The organism is gamma proteobacterium symbiont of Lampromicra miyakona, from assembly GCF_059730895.1.
In genome coordinates, this window is record NZ_AP035932.1 from 3,552,012 (window position 1) to 3,572,786 (window position 20,775).

General features: G+C 53.7%; 18 protein-coding genes and 5 pseudogenes. 10 read left to right on the forward strand and 13 right to left on the reverse strand.

Annotated elements, in window-relative coordinates; translation table 11 throughout:
• Positions 1-131 precede the first annotated feature (131 nt).
• Entirely contained in the window at positions 132-1,091 is a 960-nt protein-coding gene (locus AC6I8P_RS16740; RefSeq protein WP_372774072.1) for a tyrosine-type recombinase/integrase, read from the reverse strand.
• Positions 1,092-1,125: 34 nt separating this feature from the next.
• Positions 1,126-2,700, reverse strand: coding sequence for a TraI domain-containing protein (locus tag AC6I8P_RS16745; protein ID WP_498030793.1), 1,575 nt, complete (start codon positions 2,698-2,700; stop codon positions 1,126-1,128).
• A gap of 206 nt (positions 2,701-2,906) precedes the next feature.
• On the opposite strand from AC6I8P_RS16745, the gene AC6I8P_RS16750 reads away from it, so the two are divergent.
• Complete coding sequence (locus tag AC6I8P_RS16750) at positions 2,907-3,455, forward strand: hypothetical protein (protein WP_222985833.1); 549 nt, start codon at positions 2,907-2,909, stop codon at positions 3,453-3,455.
• 352 nt (positions 3,456-3,807) lie between these two features.
• Here AC6I8P_RS16750 and AC6I8P_RS16755 read toward each other — a convergent pair whose 3' ends face one another.
• The 3 genes from AC6I8P_RS16755 to AC6I8P_RS16765 all read right to left on the reverse strand — a co-directional run bounded on the left by AC6I8P_RS16755 (position 3,808) and on the right by AC6I8P_RS16765 (position 4,985).
• Complete coding sequence (locus AC6I8P_RS16755) at positions 3,808-3,948, reverse strand: hypothetical protein (RefSeq protein ID WP_498030794.1); 141 nt, start codon at positions 3,946-3,948, stop codon at positions 3,808-3,810.
• 322 nt (positions 3,949-4,270) lie between these two features.
• Positions 4,271-4,474 carry an Hha/YmoA family nucleoid-associated regulatory protein gene (locus AC6I8P_RS16760; protein WP_059009433.1) on the reverse strand — a complete coding sequence of 68 codons (204 nt, stop codon included), beginning with the start codon at positions 4,472-4,474 and terminating at the stop codon, positions 4,271-4,273.
• Between the two features lie 91 nt (positions 4,475-4,565).
• Entirely contained in the window at positions 4,566-4,985 is a 420-nt protein-coding gene (locus AC6I8P_RS16765) for a hypothetical protein (RefSeq protein WP_059009436.1), read from the reverse strand.
• A gap of 271 nt (positions 4,986-5,256) precedes the next feature.
• Between AC6I8P_RS16765 and AC6I8P_RS16770 the strand changes: the two genes are divergently transcribed.
• Positions 5,257-5,535 (forward strand): hypothetical protein, encoded by a 279-nt coding sequence (locus AC6I8P_RS16770; RefSeq protein WP_498030795.1) that lies wholly within the window; start codon positions 5,257-5,259, stop codon positions 5,533-5,535.
• A 410-nt stretch (positions 5,536-5,945) separates the two neighbouring features.
• On the opposite strand, the gene AC6I8P_RS16775 is transcribed toward AC6I8P_RS16770, so the two are convergent.
• The 5 genes from AC6I8P_RS16775 to AC6I8P_RS16795 form a co-directional block, all read right to left on the reverse strand.
• Positions 5,946-6,236, reverse strand: coding sequence for a hypothetical protein (locus AC6I8P_RS16775; protein ID WP_498030796.1), 291 nt, complete (start codon positions 6,234-6,236; stop codon positions 5,946-5,948).
• A 304-nt stretch (positions 6,237-6,540) separates the two neighbouring features.
• Positions 6,541-7,023 carry a MarR family winged helix-turn-helix transcriptional regulator gene (locus AC6I8P_RS16780; protein WP_498012775.1) on the reverse strand — a complete coding sequence of 161 codons (483 nt, stop codon included), beginning with the start codon at positions 7,021-7,023 and terminating at the stop codon, positions 6,541-6,543.
• Between the two features lie 190 nt (positions 7,024-7,213).
• Positions 7,214-7,513, reverse strand: coding sequence for a hypothetical protein (locus tag AC6I8P_RS16785; RefSeq protein WP_088515988.1), 300 nt, complete (start codon positions 7,511-7,513; stop codon positions 7,214-7,216).
• Positions 7,510-9,054 carry a methyl-accepting chemotaxis protein gene (locus tag AC6I8P_RS16790; RefSeq protein WP_498030797.1) on the reverse strand — a complete coding sequence of 515 codons (1,545 nt, stop codon included), beginning with the start codon at positions 9,052-9,054 and terminating at the stop codon, positions 7,510-7,512. Before AC6I8P_RS16790 ends, AC6I8P_RS16785 begins: the two co-directional genes overlap by 4 nt.
• A 565-nt stretch (positions 9,055-9,619) precedes the next feature.
• The gene (locus AC6I8P_RS16795; protein ID WP_088515986.1) at positions 9,620-10,801 is read right to left on the reverse strand and encodes a methyl-accepting chemotaxis protein; all 1,182 of its coding nucleotides are present in this window, start codon (positions 10,799-10,801) and stop codon (positions 9,620-9,622) included.
• A 310-nt stretch (positions 10,802-11,111) separates the two neighbouring features.
• Here AC6I8P_RS16795 and AC6I8P_RS16800 point away from each other — a divergent pair.
• Positions 11,112-11,293, forward strand: a pseudogene (locus AC6I8P_RS16800) (glycoside hydrolase family protein); the annotation flags it as partial.
• Here the strand turns inward: AC6I8P_RS16800 and AC6I8P_RS16805 are convergent.
• Positions 11,221-11,379, reverse strand: coding sequence for a hypothetical protein (locus tag AC6I8P_RS16805; RefSeq protein ID WP_498031188.1), 159 nt, complete (start codon positions 11,377-11,379; stop codon positions 11,221-11,223). The pseudogene AC6I8P_RS16800 and the gene AC6I8P_RS16805 overlap by 73 nt on opposite strands.
• Positions 11,380-11,459: 80 nt before the next feature.
• Here AC6I8P_RS16805 and AC6I8P_RS16810 point away from each other — a divergent pair.
• Positions 11,460-12,085, forward strand: a pseudogene (locus tag AC6I8P_RS16810) (recombinase family protein).
• Positions 12,086-12,546: 461 nt separating this feature from the next.
• Here the strand turns inward: AC6I8P_RS16810 and AC6I8P_RS16815 are convergent.
• Positions 12,547-12,840, reverse strand: a complete 294-nt coding sequence (locus AC6I8P_RS16815) for a hypothetical protein (protein WP_141097287.1) — start codon at positions 12,838-12,840, stop codon at positions 12,547-12,549.
• A gap of 255 nt (positions 12,841-13,095) precedes the next feature.
• Between AC6I8P_RS16815 and AC6I8P_RS16820 the strand changes: the two are divergent.
• From AC6I8P_RS16820 to AC6I8P_RS16830, 3 pseudogenes are all read left to right on the forward strand, one after another.
• Positions 13,096-14,025, forward strand: a pseudogene (locus tag AC6I8P_RS16820) (phage tail sheath protein); the annotation flags it as partial.
• Between the two features lie 375 nt (positions 14,026-14,400).
• A pseudogene (locus tag AC6I8P_RS16825) lies at positions 14,401-14,933 on the forward strand (IS6 family transposase); the annotation flags it as partial.
• Positions 14,934-14,961: 28 nt separating this feature from the next.
• Positions 14,962-15,356 (forward strand): annotated as a pseudogene (locus AC6I8P_RS16830) (C40 family peptidase); the annotation flags it as partial.
• A 38-nt stretch (positions 15,357-15,394) separates the two neighbouring features.
• Here the strand turns inward: AC6I8P_RS16830 and fhuE are convergent.
• Entirely contained in the window at positions 15,395-17,572 is a 2,178-nt protein-coding gene (gene fhuE / locus AC6I8P_RS16835; protein ID WP_498030798.1) for a ferric-rhodotorulic acid/ferric-coprogen receptor FhuE, read from the reverse strand.
• A 446-nt stretch (positions 17,573-18,018) separates the two neighbouring features.
• Here fhuE and AC6I8P_RS16840 point away from each other — a divergent pair, with 446 nt between their 5' ends.
• The 3 genes from AC6I8P_RS16840 to AC6I8P_RS16850 all read left to right on the forward strand — a co-directional run bounded on the left by AC6I8P_RS16840 (position 18,019) and on the right by AC6I8P_RS16850 (position 20,603).
• Entirely contained in the window at positions 18,019-19,110 is a 1,092-nt protein-coding gene (locus tag AC6I8P_RS16840) for a YncE family protein (protein WP_498031179.1), read from the forward strand.
• 750 nt (positions 19,111-19,860) lie between these two features.
• Positions 19,861-20,097 carry a DUF2171 domain-containing protein gene (locus tag AC6I8P_RS16845; RefSeq protein ID WP_059009452.1) on the forward strand — a complete coding sequence of 79 codons (237 nt, stop codon included), beginning with the start codon at positions 19,861-19,863 and terminating at the stop codon, positions 20,095-20,097.
• A gap of 248 nt (positions 20,098-20,345) precedes the next feature.
• A complete protein-coding gene (locus tag AC6I8P_RS16850; protein ID WP_059009454.1) occupies positions 20,346-20,603 on the forward strand; it encodes a hypothetical protein in 258 nt (85 codons plus the stop codon).
• Positions 20,604-20,775 lie beyond the last annotated feature (172 nt).

A 20,775-nucleotide genomic window follows, 5' to 3' on the forward strand; every position in this document is an offset into this window, starting at 1 on the left:
CAAATCCTTAAAAAATACTTCAGCATCGTATTTACCTTTAGAAATGTTTTCTGTCAATCTTTTGTAAAGGTTTGCCTCCCTTTTTTTCCTCTATAAGAATCATATCGTTAAAATTTGACTTAAGATTACTCTTAGGTCACTTCCAGCTGTTCGAGAACGATCCTGACCTTGTTAATGTCGCTCTCTACGTATTGCAGAGTGACTGCAGGCGTTGAATGGCCCAGAAGATCCTGAGCCATTTTCAGGTTTCTGTCAGGCATACTCATCAGATTTGTAGCTATTGTGTGCCGGAATCGATGAGGGCTCACAACAAAACCACATTCATTTGAAAGCCGGCGAAAAAATGCACGCAATGGTGGATTATCCATGTTTTCACTTGTCTCATTTCTGCGGCCATCAAATCGGGATAAATTGAAAAGCTGATCCTCCATCTTTGCTCCTCTTTCCAGAGAACGGTTATAAAGCATTTCTAATCTTGGTCTCAGATGACGCGTGATCGGAACAAGATGCTCGCGATGGTTTTTTGCTCCTTCCGGTCGAAGGCTTATCCAGTTATGCATAAAATTAACGTCACACAATCGTATATGCAGAAGCTGATTCTGCCTCATACCTGTCCTTCGTAAAGCATCCAGCACGGTAAGCCAGAACCATGCAGGTCTCAATGCCGACCTGTGGTTATAGTTTTTACCATACTGTTCATCCGCCTCCCTAGCCTCCATTAAAAGATATATTTTATTAATCTGGATATCAGTTAGGGTTTTCTTTCGCTTTACATCTGGCCGTGCAATCTTGCCATTAAAGGGATTTTTGGTTGCCGAAATATAACGTTCCTCTATTGCAAAGTTGAACAATGCTCTCATGTGTGTGAGCTTATTGTTCCATGTGGTTTTTGTTAGACCCTCCACATTAATCACATGTCTGCGCCAGTTTAAAACCAACCTGTCATCAACATCAGCAGGAGATATGGCTGCTCCAGCAAAGTTCAGGAAAGTCTTTAATACTTTTCTGTAACTCCATTCAGTTGCAACTCGAAGAGTTTTACTAAAAAAATATCCTTCAAGAAGTTCATCAAATGAACACGAATCTTTCATTTTGACCTCAATTTTATAAATGATCCCCAACCAGTCATTTCCTGGCTGAAAGCCATGTGCTGTCCGAAGGACAGCTCCCTTTTTTAAATAAAATGTCGGCATTAATCATATAGCCTGACACTTTTGTAAAACGACCACTCTTATCCAGAGTATCGTATTGATGGTAATGAAATAACCCCTTACCATTTCGTGAATGGTGTACGTTCAGTGCCTCAAAACTTTTTTGTAGTCTGGCCTTATCCGTATCGCTGCCTCCTGCAGTCGTGGTGTAACGGTAAAAACAGGCCGGTGAGACCACAAAAACAAACTGCGCCAGAACGTGAAGCAGACTGTCCTTTTGATTTACGCTCAGCCTGCCGTCCTCAATGCTGTCCCTGATCCACTCAAGAAAGAGCACACCGGATTCTTCTCCCTTATCTCTCCTGTTTTCATCGGAATGAAACACCTCAGTTGTAATTGGCGTGGCTGGACGATTATCCGAAGAAGAATTATCCAATGCCGTAGCAGTTTTCCCTTCAGCCATTAAATCAAGCAATGACAGGAGATTCTCCGTATAGCCCTGCGTCTGCTCTTCTTCTCCCTTACTGATGGCGTTTTCTGCAGAAAGCAGGGCTTCCTCTGCTGTGAGTGCGGATTCCAGCACCAATGAAGGAGCAGGCGGGACAATCTTCTCAGGCGACAACTCACTTTCCTGAGCAGAACTGTAGTCCAAAAATACATTTTTTATTGGCACTAAAATACCTTCAGCATTATCGAGACTGGACAATGAGTTAGGTTTTACTTCATATAATTTCGGGGGGGTATGGTCTGTTACAGATGTTATATTAACCAGAGAGGCCTGCTGCGGTTTTTGCCCGGACATTACGGTCTCATTTGAAAGACAGCAGCTGCTCAGGGCATCGTTCACAATACTGGTTAGTGTCCCGGCTTCGGCACGGCGTCCCGACAGAAAGAGCAGGAGTGTATCAGACAGAGCGGGCCAGCGCTGAAGCCACAACAGGGCCGTCTCAGGCAATAGTCTTAGCGCCACAAATACGCAGTTCATCTCGCCTGAGGGTTCAGTGGTCTGCCTGACCCGCCACTGATCTCCGGGCACGCTCAGGCCGGGATACCAGACCCGACCGTTCTTCAGAGCCCCCTCCACCTGCATCAGCCAGGGCAGATGATGGAACAGCCCGGCCCAGTATGCCGCACAGACCCAGCCGGGCGTTTGCTCAGCCTGTTCTTCAGGCGTGGCGCCTGCTGGCAGCATCATGCCGCGGACCAGCCTGACCGCACGCGCGGCCACGTTCAGGCTTAGTTCATTAAAACCTCCGGGACCAGAGTACGGGCCGGACCAGGCAGCCGGGCAGGCCTGCACCCGTGCCGCCATCTCCTCCAGAGGCCTGAGCCACCAGGCTTCAGTGACTTCCTTTGAAAGCGGACTGTTTTCTGTCAGCACCCGGATAAGACGACGGTACTCGTTTGTCTGAAGCTGCGCACTGCCCGTCAGAGCTGGGTGCCAACTACCATCAGCAACAGGCCGGGGGGATGTGTCGCCCTTAGATAGTCCCTCTACGTGCTGGTTTTCCTGTCTGCCCCTGCCTGTTAACCAGTTAAGTCCAATCACCGTCACCTCCGCCGTAATATGCCTGCTGAATATGACGCTAAGCTAAAAGCTCTCCGGACAATTTCAACCGGAAACCCGTAACCGTCTCTGACAGAAATCCTGCTTGTTAAAATGTTCAGAAGTGGTTTCAGATTTTCTGGGTGATCTGGTAACACCGTGATGCTTTCCTGCATACCTCTGATTACACCGGTATCGCGAACCATCGTATGCAGCAATTCTTTGTTTTGTTTTTTTTTATGATCTGGCTGGCACTGTGCGGGACGATGAGCCTGAGTTTCACCCTCCAGGGCACATCCACCGGGTTTTATCTGGTATGGGTGCTGCTGTTCCTTCTTCCCTTTCTCCTTCGCCCGCTCGCATGGGCAGAGCGGCAGTTAAGACCGGCGCTGACGCTGATCCGCCATCGTCGCAGTCGGGCGTGGGTGCACCTCGCCCCCTGGCAGCCCACCACAGATCTGACGCCAGAGCGGGTCCATCAGTTCTGGCAATGCGTGAAGGCGTCAACCCGACAGGCTCTGGAAAAGTACCACATCGTTATCATCTCCTCGCACCTTCTGACCGACATTCGTGCTCGCCGGATGCTGGCCTGTATCGCTGAAGGTGGGCTTACCGTCCATCACCGCACTTACCGTATCCCTTTTACACCAGCGATGAGGGCGCTGATGCAGCTGGAAATTCTCTTCCGGCAGTGGCGCTGGCGCACGGAATTCCGTAGGGAATGGCCCGTGCTGATACTACGACGTAAATCTTCCTAGTCGGAAAAATAATTTCGGGTGTTAGGGCATTTAGGGAATGTACACACTGACTACACACATGCATTCGAATTGAACGATCATGTGCAGTCCTTCATTCCATAGGCTGTTAATATGAAAAAAATTCTCTCCATTATGACCCTTTTAATAACGCTAACCTGCTGCAGCGGCAATAACCTCACAAGCTATCTCAACCCTGTCAGTCAGCAACCGGTAACAGGCGACGAAGAGTCGGCAACACGCAATAATATGGTGTGAAAGTCTGGCCCGATTCCTGTTGATACGGCTGCTATGAACCTTAAACAGCATTACGGGTTTGTATCGGACATCTATCTCTCTGCGCACGTAACAGCTGTCAGGGTAATGCAGGCTGGTCAGCATTGGCGATCGCTGAAGGCACCAGTTGGCAGGCACAGCCGGGTATGGCCATACGCTGCTGGCCATGCTCATCAAAGCCTGAAACAAGCCCGTTACGGTTAAGGTAGATGCCGGACATGGCTAGGCTCAGGCGTAGCTGCCTGCGGTCGCTCCACCCGCTCTCTGCCAACACCTGATATATCCAGCAGGTGAGCTTGACCACGTGCAGCGCGTGCTGCCGCCGGAACAGGTCGTTCTGAGCCTTCAGGTTGCCGTTACCGGCCCGCCAGGGGTAGTCCGGCTGGCCGGGAAGGTCGGCGTGCAGCCCTTTCTCACGGCCCTCCCGCAGCAGCCTGTTGATATCGCTGGCCAGCTCCTTCGGAAATTGCCGCTACTTATCAACCATCGCCAGCTAAACGGCCGAGAGAGAGCCGCACTATGAGAACGGCGCCAGAAGGAGATTACTTTACGTACTGCCAGATGTGCCTGGGTACCCGGTCAAACAGCTTGCCAGCGGCAAGCTCGGCCTTTCGATGGTCATAAGCCGACGTCATCGCAAATTCTTCATCAGGGTCGCCGGTATAGCTCAGGTGCTCATAAACCCTCTCCAGCGTTTCCAGATTCTGGTATCGCCGGAACTTTAGCAGCCATTCGGTACGGTTCATCCATATTCCACATGTTAATTATGAGTCAGCGAAGGGGCCGGATAATGAGACTATCCGGCAAAAATAAAAACTGGCAATAAGCTGATTTACCTTACTTTTTCGATAAACAGCATCGGTACTCGGCGGTAAATAACTCAACGGCCGCAGCGGAAAACATCAGCTGGCTGCCGTAAGATTTGATCGCCACGGGCAGGGCAATGCCCCGGAGCGGTTTTCCGGCACTGGCAGCCTGCCAGAGTGCCAGCGGCGCGATACCGGCCTGGCGAGCGAATGCGTCCAGTGATACCAGCGGCTCATCGGCATCCGGAGCAGAGGGTACAGATGAACGGGTCTGCCACTGCTTTAAGAAGGCTACAGCCTCCTCCTGCAGGAACATCACGGCAGCGCCGCGCACCTGACGACGTCGGGGGAGAGTAAAGCCTGCCAGCACCCCGTCCGTGCGCGTCGCCTGTAGCAGGTCGCCCGGCCGGATGCCGAGCATCTCGGCAAAGAGATCCAGTCGAATATACATGTCTTACCTCTTTCTGGTGTGTGAAAGGCAGTCCATCGCGGGTCCCGGGCATAAATGCTACGGTGACTGAGATTAATCCTGGGTGGAAAAGTATAGATGCCACAGGAGAGACCGCCAGACCAGTACGTGGATGTCACACAACGTAACAACAATTTCAGTTATTCAGCAGGTGCCATGGACCCGCTATGACGCCTGCTGAACAGGAGAATAAACAGTATCTTCAGGCGCCTGCCAGCGGCTCCGCAATTAACATCGCGGACAGGCTCTGCTCATGCGTCATATCATCGGGCAGGAGCAACTCTATGCCGAGGCAAGGGGGGCTAGCGTTTACGCCGCAGTGCCGGAAGCCCGCAGGCGACCGCTTAACGCAATCATCGACCGGAGCACGTCCGGTAGGCTGGCTGATCAAGCCATCAGCTACGTCAACCAGAGCATGTTCGGGCAGGGGGCGGTCGCCGCCAACGCCCTGCTGCGCATGATCAGCGTATGGTTTGCTCTCTCCGGGGGCAGCTGTGGTGCCGCTCGCATAACGACGGGCACTCCGGCCTGAAGGTTACGCAAGCGAACCAGCAGAAATGATAGAGCCGGCCGGGTATTACATTACATCAGGAAAAAAAACCGCCGGCGGCGGGAAAATTCGTTACGGGAAACATCTCATATCATTCTGTCATCTGAAAAAAATCAATTTCATCATAAGGTTAGTCTTATATACTGACAGTTCAGGGAGGCAACCAGCGGAACGGTTGCGCATGCGGAGGGATGATACGCCCTGCCGGACGGTGCATTAATTTCAGGTTGAACATACCGTGGCAGAGGCTACCATTGGTGGCAGAGTTCTCCGGCAGATACCGGCAAGGCCGGCATCTGCCCTGACTGAAACCAGGAATGTGGTGCAACGTAATGTACAGAACAGAAGATGAAAAACGGGCCGACACGAAGCTCGGTGAGGCGGTGCTTTTTTTACTCAGAGAGAAAGAACCGGTTAATGAGATAACGCTGCTCCTCCGGCTGCAGCAGATGCTGATGACGGAAAAGGATGCCGGCTGCAGAAAGGCAACCTTTTCCGCCATCCGCGAAGCCGAAGGGGCATTGCGCAGGCAGCATCAGGACGGTGCCGCCGGCCGCGTCCTGAACCGGACAGATGACCCGGAACGGGCTGACGTAACCGTCCCGGGTGCAGCGTTCAGGCACTGATTCACCGGCCATCCGGCTGTGTGTCAGCCGGTGGCCTGCTGAGTCCGCATCATCCATCCGTGTCTCCGGCGACGACGCGGATCGCCCGATCGTAAAGCTTTTTACGGCCGTCCACCGACCGCGCGGCCTCCTGCTCCAGGACGGTCAGGATCTGCTGCATGCCCACCTCTTTTCCTGACTTCAGCAGGGCCGAGACGGCCAGCCCTATTACTGACGCAATGCTTTCCGTATTATCCGGACTATCGCTACCCAATTCATACTCCTGACGCACAACTGGTGTCGTGCTTATATCGCCGGGAACGACGTCATTCGGGTCACCCGGCGGGGTTATGATGTTTCCCGCACCCGGCGAGAAGCGGTATCATGTGCGGGCACGCGCCAGCTTTTCCCGCAGCGCGGCGACCCGGCTGGTCAGCTCACCCAGCTCATCACAGGCCGTATCCATCACCGACACCATATCCGCGGGCACGCCGGCGGCCGTTATCTTCAGCCGGCGGCCCTGCTCCGTCAGGAAAACCAGCACGCGCCGCTCATCATGCTGCATGTCGCGCTGCCGGCAGATAACGCCGATCTTCTCCAGACGCTTCAGGAGCTGGCTGAGCGTGCCGGAGTCCAGCCGTACGCGCGCGCCGACCTCGGAGACCGTCAGGCCATCCTTTTCCCACAGCACCAGCAGCACCAGGTACTGCGGATAGGTCAGGCCCAGCGGCTTCAGCCGGGGCTGATAGAGTTTCGTCATGGCAAGGGATGCCGAGTAAAGCGCAAAGCACAGAAACTGGTCAATGGTTTCAGGTGCCGCTGCGGCAGGAACCGCATCGCAGTTTGCTGGAATGTCATCTTTCATATCATCACGTTTTCCGGATGGGGCCGGGTGCGGCGTGACAGCGTGCACCGGCCAGCGGTTCAGGGCGCCGGACACGCTTCTGTCAGTCAGTCTGCCTCACCGGCCGGACAGCAGCGATTCTGCGCCCCATCAGGGCGCGCACAGTATTGGGTCAGATTAAATTGATGTCAACGTGAAGCGGCTGGCCGGTTCAGCGCGTGGCGGCCGCACAGCGCATAAAGTTGTTTATCACCATAATCATCCGGCCTACTGCTATCAGGTCTGCGGTCAGCAGCAGATCCGTGCGGACCATCCGGTCCATCAGAACCCGGTCGTTCATCTGTGCCTGGATTCTGGCATAGAGGGCTGTCAGGTGCACCCAGTTGTTGGCAAACGTGTCTATGCTAAGGTATTCCCCCTCGCTGAGCTGCCGTAACAGCGCGTCCACGTCGGCCTTAAGAGAGGTGATCCGGTCCGGGCCGGCGAATACAGTATCGCTATCGTACGTCATACGCGGAAGGTCTCCACCATGCCGTGCAGGGCACGGGCCTGCTCTGACAGCGACTGCGATGCCGAAGAGGACTCTTCCACCAGGGCGGCGTTATTCTGCGTCACTCCGTCCATCTGACTGACGGCGATGCTGACCTGAGAGATACCCTGCATCTGCTCGCCGGAGGAGAGGGAAAGGCTGTCCATGGCGTCTGCCAGCTCGCCCACCATGCTGACAACCCTCAGGATACTCTCTCCCGTGCCGGCGGCCGCGGCCACGCCGCCTTCGACCTGGGAAACGGCCTGTTCAATCAGCAGCTTGATGTCCCGCGCCGCGCTGGCGCTGCGCTGGGCAAGTGACCTGACCTCCCCCGCCACAACGGCAAACCCCCGGCCCTCCTCGCCGGCGCGTGCAGCCTCTACGGCCGCATTGAGCGCCAGAATGTTTGTCTGGAAAGCAATGCCCTCAATGACCGAGGTGATGTCCCGGACCCTGACCGCGCTCAGCGAGATCTCGTTCATGGTCTCCGACATGCGCTGCACGTCAGCCTCACCCGCGCGGGCCAGCGAGGCGGTTTCGCGCGCCGTGCCCGCAGTCTGGTGCGCACCGGCCGCGTTGCTTTTCACCGTGGCGGTCAGCTGCTCCATGCTGGCTGCCGTCTCCTGCAGGGCGGCAGCCTGCTGCTCAGTGCGCGAGGACAGCTCGGTATTTCCCTGCGAAATTTCGTCTGCGGCGAGCGCCACCGAGGCGGACGCATCCTTAATCTGCGACACCAGCCCGCGCAGGTTAGCCTGCATGCCTTCCAGCGAGGCAAGCAGGCTGGAAGTATCGCCGCGGCGCAGCGTGACCGGAGAGGTCAGGTCACCGGAGGCGATGGCGGCGGCCAGCGCGCGGGCCTGAGCAGGTTCCCCGCCCAGCTGGCGCATCAGCATGCGGACGAGCAGATAACAGGTTGCTACCGACAGCAGAACGGACAGCAGGGCCAGGCCCGACAGGATAGCGGCCGTCCGGGCGGTGCGGGCACTATTTTCAGATACCGTATCCCGGCTCAGCTGCATCTCAATGTCCGTCAGGTCATCAAGGGGTGTAAGTAAAGCCTTCTGCGCCGGCCGGGCGGTGGCTATCAGAAACGCGGTAGCCTCCTGCTGGCGGTTATCCAGCCCCAGCTTTCCGGCCGTCATCAGGGTGGAAAGTGCGGCTCCCTCCGCTGAAAGCACTTTCTCCAGCGCAGCCTTCCCCTGTGCGGTAACGTTGCCGGACATGCTTCTTTGCAGTTGCTCACGATTACGGATATACGCATCACGCTGAGCAGTCAGGCGCTGCCACTCGGGCTGCATCTGTGCCGGGTCAGACAGCAGGGCCAGGTTGCGCGCGGCAATCGCCATGTCGCGCACGCCGTTCCGTATGTCCACGACCAGTGCAAAGCGCTTCATCTTCACGTCGACGGTGTCGTTCATCCCCTCCCTGGCCTGCCACAGTGCGTGAACGGCGATAGCTGTGCACAGGATAAAAAGCAGGATAAGCAAACCAAAGCCTGCGCTGAGGCGTGTTGAAATTTTCATCAGTTCTCCGGGAAACATTTGTTTGGTGAAGGGGTATCGGCAGAAGACGTTGATTCAGCAGGGTTGAGCACAACAAAATTGCACGCAATATAGTTTTGCACTGTCGTGGCAGGCAACCACATCACCTGAATATCCTGCTGCGCACGGTAATAACACCCGTCAGCGGATGGTCCCGGCATGCCTGAGCCGGTCAGGCCGACACCGGGTGAATGTTCCGTAGACCCTGCTTAGCCGGGCGTGCCGTGACGCACCGGCAGGGCTCGCTCAGCCCGCCCGGCTAAAGGCTATGCAGCCTTACTTGCCGGTAAAGTGCTGCCGGCACCGAAAACCGCAACCGGACCGGATGCAGTCAGATCGGTTGCATGCTCTGCGGAAACCGGCTGGCTGAAGAGGTAACCATGACCTGTCTGCTGGCAACACATCGCCTGAGCCCCGCCCCGTTCGTAGTAGGACTTACCTCACTGCATCTGCAAAAGCAGCCTCTCGGGTCATTAATGGGATCCCGCACCTACTATCAGGGCAGAGCAGGCGGCTGGCTGATATGAACACACATAATGCCGGACGATCAGCGTATGTCTGATTTGTCAGTGTCCGCAGCAAAACTTTTTATGCGCATCTGCAGGCGGGAAATCTGCCCGGTGATGTCAGCTGTTCTTTCGGCCAGCCCCCTGATAGCGCTGGCGATAACAGAAAATCCCCTGCCGTGTATTCCGGCCCTTGCGGCTTCAATACTTGCGTTGAGCGAAATGAGTTTAATTTGCGCTGCAATGCTTCCGTTTTCAGATACCAGTTCCGCAATTTCTTTAGCGGTTTCAGCTGTCTGGATATTCCGCCTGATTTCACTTTCTTCGTGCTGCAACCGGTCTTTACGCCCCTGAATGTCAATAAGCGCACCGACAGCACGCAGTGGCGTCCCGTCTGCCGCGCGCTTTGTCTGGCCCCGGGCCTGAAACCACCGGTATTCCCCGCTGCGCAGTTTAAGGCGATACTCGATATCAAAACCGGTTTTACCGCTGAAGTCCATGAGATGGCTGACAAACGCGTCAAGCGCAGCCTGTTTATCTTCCGGATGAAGGCGTGATGCCCAGCTTTCCATTACGTCCGGAAACTCTTCAGTCGTTTCAAAGCCAAGCAGCTTTCTGAATTGCGGTGACCACCAGAATACGTTGTCCGGGTTGAGCGGATTTCCACCGATAATATCGAGGTCCCAGAGTCCGTCGTTAAGCATTTCCCGGGACAGGTCAAAGCGTGTGGATACGATATCGAAAAGGCGGGCCTGCTCGATTTCTTCCCCGATATTTTCAATAGTGCCAACCAGCCGGGGCGGCGTAAAGTCTGCGCTGTACTGAGCCCGGAGAAGGAACCATTGAGAATTATTTGCATCTGTTTTAATACGGCATCGTAGGGGATTACCGACGACGCTGTGGCTGACAGCATAATGAATGAAACTTCTGAAAGCGTCTTTGTGATCCGGATGAACCCTCTGCACCAGCGAGGCGAGTCCAAATTCCTTCTGAGAAGACAATCCTAAAAGACGACGGGCCGAAGGTGAGAAGAAAGCGGGCGAATCAGTCCGCAGGTCAGGTGCCTCAATGTACCACACGCACGTCTGATTGATATTCATCAGACATTTCAGCAGCAGAGTGTCGCTGTTATCTGCGCAGACCGTTTCAACAGCCGGTATTGCAGATGTGATTGTATCAGCCCTTTCTACGGCAGGCGCTTTTTTTAATAATTTCCGGAACATCACTTCTCCTGGTCAGCGTAATGAGGCACAAAATATGCTTCAGGCGCTATATCGGCGTGTGATGACGAAAATTCAGTCAACCGACGAAATGTTTCTGGACGTGCGACGTAAAAAGTCGCTTCAGTAATTGTTCCGCTGAGAAATCAGAGAGGAACCTGATGTTCCGTCATCAGTAGCCTACTGGCACATGCTGGATCGGCAACGGGCCTGTGTGAAGCTGCCAGAACAAGGTAGTCCGGCCTTAGGCCGCGTGGATACCGTGAGGTGAAGCGTTACCTGTGAGCATCAATACGGGTGGGACGCCAGGCTGGGCGTCATTCCCGGCAAGACGATCACCGAGCGGCAGGCGGCGGGCAACTTCACCACCAACGTGTTACGCGTCGAGGCGGCACTGGCGCGCTGCGTGGCGCGCAGCAGGTTTACGACGCGCTGGTGTCGCTGGCGTTCAACGTCGGCACCGGCAACGCCTGCGGCTCAACCATGGTGACCTTTGCACCATTGATGATAAGCGGCAGTATCGCATAACCCGGCCATGCCATTAAGCCGGTCGCAACCCCCGCTTTTGCGATATCGTCCAAACCGAGGTTTAGGCGAATCAATGGCCTGGCCCATGATGGCCTGGACTGGCACACTCACGCCCATTTGCGAAGATTGCAGCGTGCTGATTGGCTACATCAGGGTATCAACAAATGACCAAAACACGGATTTACAGCGGATTGCGCTTCAGAGCGCAGATTGTGAGCTGATTTTCGAGGACAGGATCAGCGGAAAACCCGTGTTCGCCCCGGACTGAAAAAGGCGCTGCGTTGCCTGCAGGCCGGGGACACGCTGGTTGTCTGGAAGCTGGACAGGCTCGGGCGCAGCATGCGTCATCTGGTCATGCTGACGGAAGAACTGCGTGAACGCGGCGTTAATTTCCGCAGCCTGACCGACAGCATTGATACCAGCACGCCGATGGGGCGCTTTTTCTTTCACGTGATGGGGGCGCTTGCGGAAATGGAACGCGAGCTGATCGTAGAGCGAACCCGCGCTGGGCTGGCAGCTGCGCGGGAAAAAGGGCGCGTTGGGGGCCGCCGGCGGGTGATGACAGCGGACGTGACAGCCAGGGCTGAGCGGATGCTGGTTCAGGGGGCAACAATGCTGCAGGTTTCACTGATGCTGGAAGTGTCAGTCAAAACACTATACCGCTATATTCCGGCGGCAAGACTAAGAGAGCTTAAGGACGAAAGCATTACAGATAAAAAAACGCCGCAACCTGACCAGGTATGTCGGGCGGAAAAATAAAGAAGTGAAATTCGCGACAGGATAAATCGCTGTGAGAGAATACCATTACCGCACAAATGGATAATGATTTGTTTGAATCGCGAAGATAAAGAACTTAACTGTCAGTAATGTGATTATTTCAGGGGCAAAAAAAACCGCGCTGGAGGGCGCGGCAGCAAACTAAAATGAAAACACAATTTCTTATTCAGGTAGGTAAATATAACCGGTTTAACGGCATCGTCAAGGTGATGCAATGTTTTGAGAGGGTACACTACGCAGGATATCGGGTTACGGCAGGTGAGATGTCTCGCTGACAAATACCCCATTGCATGATTTGCGGGCGAGTTGATATGACAAGACTAAACACTGTCGAACTGATTTACTGGGCAAAAAAAACCGCGCCAGCGCGCGGATAATATGGGGTAACGAAAACGTCGATTTTATTAGAATGCCTACCAAGGCTAGTCTGTAGACTGGAAGCGTCAAGGGAAGCGGTTGCTGTCCTTTCGCGGCCTTCCAGGACGAAATGGCCGTGACTCACCGGCGGCACGCTGCTTTTCCTGCTCAATCTCTTTATCGTGTTTCTCAAGTAATTCCCGGCCCTGCTTCGTCAGCCTGTAGCGTTCCTTTTCCCTGAGCCACTCCTCACAGTGAAAATATTCAGCGAGGCCCATTGCCACCAGTTCTTCCCTTATAACAGGCCTGATACGCGCGGGAATCGAGCCTCTTTCCTGCAGTAGGGACAACAGGCGGTAATGTTTCGGGGCCAGTTTCATCGTTATTCTCCCGTTTAACATTTCCCTCATAGTTAAAGTATTGAAGAGGGTTATCAATCGGATTCAGGGGGAATAATCCCTGATTCGGTCCATTCTTAATTTGTACCAGCGGGTACGGCAGTTACTCCGGAGTCGCGGATAATTGTGTGAGCCCTCACACAACACTACTCAGATGCGCCATCTGCAATGAGGCACGACCATAGCGGAACCCCTTAACAGGAGAACCGCCAAACGGCACAGGATTATCATCACGGCGTGCGCGTTGAGGAAATCAACGAGGGCACCCGAACCATTACCACCGTCAGTACAGCGATCGTCGGGCTGGTCTGCACCGGCGACGACGCCGACCCGGCAACATTCTCGCTTAACCGACCGGTGCTGCTGACCGGCGTACTCACCGCCAGCGGCAAGGCGGGCGAATCCGGCACGCTGGCCCGATCGCTGGACGCTATCGCCGACCAGTCCAAACCCGTCACCGTCGTGGTGCGCGTGCCGCAGGGCGAGACTGAGGCGGAAACCTCCGCGAACATCATCGGCGGCGTCACCGACGGCCAGCGCACCGGTATGAAAGCGTTGCTGGCCGCGCAGTCGGTGTGCGACGTAAAGCCACGCATCCTCGGCGCGCCTGGGCACGATACGCAGGCCGTTGCAACCGAGTTGCTGAGTGTGGCGCAGAGCCTGCGCGGGTTTGCGTACCTGTCCGCCTACGGCTGCAAAAGCGTGGAGGAGGCGATCGCTTACCGCGCCAACTTCAGCCAGCGCGAAGGGATGCTGATCTGGTCGGACTTCATCAGCTTTGACACCGTACTGAAGCAGGACGCCACGGCCTACGCCACCGCCCGCGCGCTGGGCCTGCGCGCCAAAATCGACGAACAAACCGGCTGGCATAAGTCGCTCTCTAACGTCGGCGTGAACGGCGTGACCGGTATTTCAAAGGACGTATTCTGGGATTTACAGGATCCGGCTACCGACGCGGGCCTGCTTAACCAGAACGACGTCACCACGCTTATCCGCAAAGACGGCTACCGCTTCTGGGGTTCCCGCTGCCTGAGCGACGATCCGCTGTTTGCGTTTGAATGCTACACCCGCACCGCGCAGGTGCTGATGGACACCATGGCCGAGGCGCAGATGTGGTCCGTTGACGGCCCGCTGAACCCGTCGCTGGCCCGCGACATTATCGAGGGTGAATGGCATGACCAACATAAGTGAACTACTGTGAATCGCCGTTAACATTGACAAGCCAAAGATGCTGACAGGCTTGAACCAAAAGGTACGCAATCGGCTGCTCTTTTGTCGAGTGAGAGCACACGGACATCACGATTGCCGATGAAGAGGCAGGGTCTGACCCATTCTGTTACTGAAGTGAAACACGGTAAGCCCGTACTTCTGCCCACGCTGGCAAGCCGACCGCAAGGGAAGCTGATGGAGGTGCGGGTACAGGAAGGTGGAGAAAGCGAATGCTGCCCTGTAACCGGGCAGAAAGGGGTTGAGCTTCCGGGCGACATTACCCCACGCGAAAGCGGGCGGACTTCCACTGGGTCTTTCTTTACGGGACAGCATTCCGGCTTCTGTTCATGGCATCTGGATGAAACTTATATCAAAGTGAATGGCCGGTGGGCTTATCCGTACCGGGCCGTTGACAGCAGGGGCCGCACTGTCGATTTTTACTTTTCGCCGCATCGCAATACGAATGCCGCTTACCGGTTTCTGGGTAAGATTTTAAACAACGTAAAACAGTGGAAGATCCCGCGCATCATCAGTACAGACAAAGCACCGACTCCCCCCGGGCACTGGCGTTACTGAAACGTCAAGGGAAATGCCCGCCGGAGGTGGAGCACCGGCAGATCAAATACCGGAACAACGTTATCGAATGCGGTCATGGCAAGCTGAAACGGATAATCAGCGCCACGCTGGGGTTTAAATCGATTAAGACAGCTCACGCCACGATAAAAGGGATTGAAGTGATGCGCGCGCTGTGCAAAGGCCAGGCTGAGTCATTCTACTTCGGCCATCCTCTGGGTGAAATGCACTTAGTAGCCAGAGTGTTTGAAATGTGGGCCTTTATCATCGGCCAGAAGGCATATCAACTTTAATATTTGCAACAGTGCCATTTAATCCCCATTACACGATCAGATGCACTCATGGGAAGGCACCAAATACCAGTGGGGTCGAACGCAATTAACGGGGGTGATTGCTCGGGATTCGTCTGGCGCACGTTAAAAGATCGTTTTAATATTCCGATGGATCGTGTCACCACCAAAGAATTAATCGCCATGGGTCAGCCGGTTGATCAGTCACACCTGCAACCCGCTGATTTAGTGTTCTTTAGTATCAAACATGAGTTATACGTCGGCTTTTATGACACCGATCATCAATTCCTTCACGCTTCGGTTAGCCGGGGCGTGATGCGCTCATCCCTGAATAATCCGTACTGGAAATCGGTTTATTTAGAAGCGTGGCGTTCACCGCGTGAGCAGAATTCGCAGATCAGTTTTAATTATAAAAACAAGGTCTGATGTCAAAAATCCCCGGCTTAGCACCGGGGATTTTTCAATCAAAACTGATAAGAGACACTCACCGAGAAGTTACGCGGTTCACCGTAAACATAGTTGTTCATATAGGTGTAGTACTCGCGGTCAAATAAATTATCGACGTTGGCCTGCACCGCAACTTGTTTGGTGACCTGATAACGCGCAAACAGGTTGGCCAGCGGATAGCTGCCCTGATACACACGCTGCGTACTGCCTTCTGGTGCGCTGACATCTTCAAAGGTACGGTTCTGCCAGTTGATGCCGCCGCCAATGGTCAGGTCTGGCAACCTCGGTACCTGGTAGCGCGTAAACAGTTTGAAGTCGGTTTGCGGCTGATCCGGGTTATATCGCCCATCACTGTCGCGTGCCACGTAACGTGTGGCACCGAAGGTCAGTTGCAGGTTATCGGTCAAGGCCCCGTTTAGCTCAAACTCTGCCCCCTTACTGCGCGCGCCCTTAGTGGCGTAGTACGCTTGCTCGCTACTGTTATTAACATAAACGCCGTCAATAGCCGTACCGACATTCTCTTGCTGGATGCGGAATACCGCGACGGTAGCCGTCAGGCGACCATCAAACCACGCTGATTTCAGGCCCGTTTCGTAACTTTTCCCGGTAACTGGCGACAGGTAATGACCTGAGGCGTCGCGGTAAGTCTGGGGCTGGAAGATCGAGGTGTAGCTGGCATAGGCTGACCAGGTATCGTTGATGTCATACACCAAACCGGCATACGGCGTCGTATTGCTCTTGGTCATATTGCCACTGCTGCCGTTGGTACTCCACTCGGTGTAGCGCGCCCCAATAATCAGTGACAGTGGATCAGCCAGCGAGAAGCGCGCGGCGGTGTAGGCGGATTTCTGACGGATCACGTCATTGGCGTTGAGATACCAGCCTTGCCACTGCGGTTCAGCGATATTGCCGGTCCAGTTGTTATTAAAAGCCCCCATGTCGGCTGACGTAATGTCGTATTCATCCAGATCGGTGACGCCATCCTGACTGTAGGTTTGGTTATGCTGACGGCTGTAGCTTACACCCGCCATGAGCTGATGTTGACGTCCAAACAACTCAAACGGACCGCTGGCATAGCCATCAACGGAAGTTTGTTCACGTTTACCGCGATCGAGGCTGCCGTAACCGGTCACCCCTTCACCCGTGGTTTCATCCGGGAAGGCGCTGTAGATATTGAGCAGTTTATCGCTAAAGGTATTTTTCGCATGTGTGCCGTTAACATGAATGCTCCAGCCATTGTTGAAGTTATGCACCAGGTCGGCATACAACTTCTGCACTTCAGTGTGGTAATAAGTCCAGTCGGCGGCGGAGTTGAGACTGCGGTTGTAATGCGTCAGTGATCCATTGCTGTAGAACACTGGTAAGCCGCCCCAGGTAGGATCACGCGTGTCGGCTTTCTCATAGTCATAACCCAGTGAAAGCGTGGTGTGTTCGGTAAGGTCGGCATCAACGACGCCATACAGGAACTTCTTGTTTTTATGGTAACGGTCTAACCAGCTGTCCTGGTCCTGATAACCCGTTACAACACGTCCGCGCAACGAGCCGTTACTGTTCAGCGGGCCCGCAATGTCAGCCACATAGCGCTGCTTATTCCAACTGCCGTAACTGGCACTGACGCTACCGGTGAATTCTTTGCTGTCGGCGTGCTTACGCACCATATTCACCGACGCTGATGGGCTGCCCGCACCAGTCATCAGTCCGGTCGCACCACGTACCACTTCGATACGATCATAAATCGCGGTATCAGAGGCGGCATCACCGTAGTTCCAGCTGTCACCCACCGACGTGGGGATGCCGTCAAAGGTGAAGTTGGTGATTTTAAAACCGCGTGAATAATATTCTGAACGTTCTGAGTCGACCAGGTTACTGGTGATGCCGGTGGTGTTATTCAAAACATCGGTGACGGTTTGTAATTGCTGGTCCTGCATACGCTGCTGAGTCACCACACTGACCGATTGCGGCACATCGCGCGGCGTCAGTAACAACTTGGTGCCAGCACGCGTGGTTTTCACCGCATAATCCTGCTTCTCATTATCTCCGCTGTTGTCGCTGGTGATGGCATCAACCACCAAATCCTGCTGCGTGTTATCTGCCGCCTGTACTATGCCTGGATTGAGAAGGGTATGTACTGCCATCGCCAAAAGCGACACGCTATACGTTTTTCGGATGCCTGAATCCCTGCCTTTCGAAGACATAATTATTTCCGTGGTCAATGATTGTTATGTAAAGCCATCAGGCTTCGGTTGTTATGTTTGCGCCTGAATTTACCCCCCATAGAAAAGGGGCAGGTGCGGCGTATTCCTGTTTACGAACGCCAATGATAATCATTTGCTTTATAGAATCTCGCAATGATTCAACCTGAAGTGTAATAATGTGTAAATAACAACGAAATCAGTGTGATGGATGCGTTCATAACCCGTTAGTTGCTGGCGTTTTCATTTTTGTTACGGGAATAAACAGGAACTTTGCGGTAAATGGTGCGGCAGATGCAGTGAACATTTTTTCTGTTTGAAAGCGGGAGAGCAGAGAAATCCACGTGAATATTTGCCTCCTTCATCTTAATGCGTATGATTCTCATTCTTCTTATATTTTCCGCTCGTTAGATACGGTCGGAGCCGTTCATCCATTGATGGAGTACTGCATGAAATCGTTGTTTAGTCCGCGCAAAGCCGCTGTTGCCATGGCGGTTGCTGCTGCATTTAGTCTGACTGCTTGTCAGGCGCCTGCTAAAAAAGCCGAAGCCCCTGTTGCTGAAACCGCTAAACCGGTTGATACCGCCGTGACACAGCGTGTCCTGGGTGATGGCCTGTATGAGATGGTTTACTCACAGGACTCAAAAGGGCTGTTTGTCGCCAGCGCGCAGAGCTTTAAGGATGTGAATGGCGGTGTTATCTATCGTCTGGACCCAGCAACCCTGGCGACTGAAGGCGAGACTCACACCGATCTGAAAAACTTTGGTGCGGCAATCGATGAACAAGGCAGTGTGTTCTACACCACTAACTCATTGGATGGCGCAATCTCTAAGGTTGATGCCGAGAGTGGCAAAGTGCTGGCACGTCTGGTGTTCCCAGGCAAAATCAGTAAAGAAGGTTATCCGGCGGGCGCCCGTGAAGTGCTGTGGCACGGCAACGAATTGTACGTGGGCCGCGTTGCCGATCCAGGTTACATCTCGGTGGTTGATACGAAAACCTTCAAGCTAAAAACCGAGATCAAAAATGCCGGTAAATGGGTAACGGGCCTGATCTATTCCCCGGTCACTGAGCGCATTTATGCCGCCAATGGTTCTGGCGAAATTTTGGTGATTAACCCGCGCACCCACAAAATCGAGAAGCGTTGGACGGCGGGTGACGGTAAAGAGTATCTGTTCCTGAACATGGCAGAAGATCCTGCCACTGGCCGTCTGTTCATCACTGACGATTCCAAAGGAAAAGCGACACTGGTACTCGACGAGCACACCGGCAAAGTGGTCAAACGTATTGAAGGTGACTCGCTGGGCATCAAATTCAACGCGAAGCGCAACGAAATCTACATCAGCCAGCGTGAATCGAAGAAAGTGCTGCAGCTGGATGCCACCACTTACGCGGTGAAAAACAGCTGGTCGTTTGATCAGAATCCTAACAGTCTGCTGATTGGCCCAGACGACAACACCCTGTATGTGACCCTGAAAGCGGAATTTAATAAAGACTCTTCTACAAAAGGCGCTGACGGCATCGCGCGTATTGCGTTGAAGTAACAGTTATGAAAAGGGCGGCGAAAGCTGCCCTGATGCTTGCTGTTAAGCGCTTTTTGGTCACAACACTACGAAGATCGTGCGAAGTTTTCGTAGGGTGCGCATTTAGGCACTGTTGCAAATATTAAAGTTGATATGCCTTCTGGCCGATGATAAAGGCCCGCATTTCAAACACTCTGGCTACCAGGCGCATTTCACCCAGAAGATGATGTCGCGCTGAAAATGCCCGCCTTTAAATACATTCATGGGGTGCGTCACTGGTGAAAATGGGAAGAAAGTTTATCAGCGCCGCTGATCTTTGCAACAGAGCCGAAAATACAGTGCGACACCTTTAATCATTTTTGCAGCGTTCAGAACGCTGGAAATCAGGTTACCTAATCCATCCACCGGCAGTAATTCAGGCCAGAAAAAGTATGGTTGTCTGTGGAAGAGTGGCACAGGGCAGATTAACCGTATTCATAAAGAGTCCGGGAAGTGCCAGGGGAATAATTCAACGATTTACCTTAACTGAGTCTGGATCTAATGCAGCCGGCGCTTTCATCATGGCACCGGGTAAATAGTTGTCAGACCGGCCTCTGCAGCCTCGCGGCTGAAAGGCGGGACAGAGGTATGCGCCATACACTGCGATGAGGAAGATGTTTCATTATGTTAATTTCTTGACGCCAGACACATTAATAACCCACGCTTTAAAAGCATACCCAGCATGATGACTGGGTTAATTTATCATTTACCAGACGTTATTAAGGATTAATTATGGTTGATAAAGCAGAAGTTCTGGACCATGCTCAGGTAGTGGACGTTAACGGCGAGCACGTGGGTGTTGTTGACCACTTCGAGGGTGATGACAAAATTAAGCTGGCGAAAAGCGACCCGGAAGCCGGCGGTCAGCATCACATCATCCCCTTCAGCTGGGTTAATGAAGTGGATGACAATAAAGTCATTCTTTCCAAATCTAAAGATGAAGTTGAAAGTGAGTGGCAGGCTGTGTAACGAAACGCCGCGGCTGTTATGCCGCGGCTAATTTTTAAAGCGTTATTGTATTGACCGCATATTCCCCTGGTACTGAACACATCAGTTTTTCTCACGCATTTATATTCTGTTCTACACCCGGCGACTCCGCCACACAAAACCAATATTTTATTTCTTATCCATATGACAGATTTTTCTTCTGGTGAAGGCGCCTTCTTCGTCTACATTCAGTCCTGAGGTTGTTATTTTCCCGAGAAGGATGATTTGCTGTGTTCTATCACGACGATGAGAAAGGCCATCTCATTATCGGAGAGGCAGCGGTCAGCCTGGCGAGCGCCGGCCAGGACAGTACGGTAGGGTCCCTGAGAAAGGAGCTCGCCGTGATGGCCGAAGCTGACGTCAGCGACGAGAAGCTTGCGGAAATCTTTGATGCCAGACGCTGGCTGCAGGGTTTCCGTCAGTACGGCAGTCGCGAGCAGGCTGAGCTGCACTGGATGACGATGACGGGTCAGGAAAACGACGGTTAGAACGACCTGGAACGTAGAACGGCTCTGGCCGGGACACGACGATGAAAAGCCAGCCTCGCATCGGGCGCGCTGTGCGCGTGCCGGCCGGAGAAACTGTCAGGGATGCCCCCCTCCGCCCTTCGTAAGATAAGTTATTTATCCTCATGATTTATAATGATTAGCATTTTTTGCT

Coding starts and splice junctions, on each gene's coding strand:
- AC6I8P_RS16790 (WP_498030797.1), bottom strand. CDS start 9,054: ATGAAAATTTCAACACGCCTCAGCGCAGGCTTTGGTTTGCTTATCCTG.
- AC6I8P_RS16845 (WP_059009452.1), top strand. CDS start 19,861: ATGGTTGATAAAGCAGAAGTTCTGGACCATGCTCAGGTAGTGGACGTT.
- AC6I8P_RS16815 (WP_141097287.1), bottom strand. CDS start 12,840: ATGAAACTGGCCCCGAAACATTACCGCCTGTTGTCCCTACTGCAGGAA.
- AC6I8P_RS16840 (WP_498031179.1), top strand. CDS start 18,019: ATGAAATCGTTGTTTAGTCCGCGCAAAGCCGCTGTTGCCATGGCGGTT.
- AC6I8P_RS16760 (WP_059009433.1), bottom strand. CDS start 4,474: ATGAACCGTACCGAATGGCTGCTAAAGTTCCGGCGATACCAGAATCTG.
- AC6I8P_RS16755 (WP_498030794.1), bottom strand. CDS start 3,948: ATGTCCGGCATCTACCTTAACCGTAACGGGCTTGTTTCAGGCTTTGAT.
- AC6I8P_RS16765 (WP_059009436.1), bottom strand. CDS start 4,985: ATGTATATTCGACTGGATCTCTTTGCCGAGATGCTCGGCATCCGGCCG.
- AC6I8P_RS16770 (WP_498030795.1), top strand. CDS start 5,257: ATGCGTCATATCATCGGGCAGGAGCAACTCTATGCCGAGGCAAGGGGG.
- AC6I8P_RS16780 (WP_498012775.1), bottom strand. CDS start 7,023: ATGAAAGATGACATTCCAGCAAACTGCGATGCGGTTCCTGCCGCAGCG.
- fhuE (WP_498030798.1), bottom strand. CDS start 17,572: ATGTCTTCGAAAGGCAGGGATTCAGGCATCCGAAAAACGTATAGCGTG.
- AC6I8P_RS16740 (WP_372774072.1), bottom strand. CDS start 1,091: ATGAAAGATTCGTGTTCATTTGATGAACTTCTTGAAGGATATTTTTTT.
- AC6I8P_RS16750 (WP_222985833.1), top strand. CDS start 2,907: ATGCAGCAATTCTTTGTTTTGTTTTTTTTTATGATCTGGCTGGCACTG.
- AC6I8P_RS16795 (WP_088515986.1), bottom strand. CDS start 10,801: ATGTTCCGGAAATTATTAAAAAAAGCGCCTGCCGTAGAAAGGGCTGAT.
- AC6I8P_RS16785 (WP_088515988.1), bottom strand. CDS start 7,513: ATGACGTACGATAGCGATACTGTATTCGCCGGCCCGGACCGGATCACC.
- AC6I8P_RS16775 (WP_498030796.1), bottom strand. CDS start 6,236: ATGGATGATGCGGACTCAGCAGGCCACCGGCTGACACACAGCCGGATG.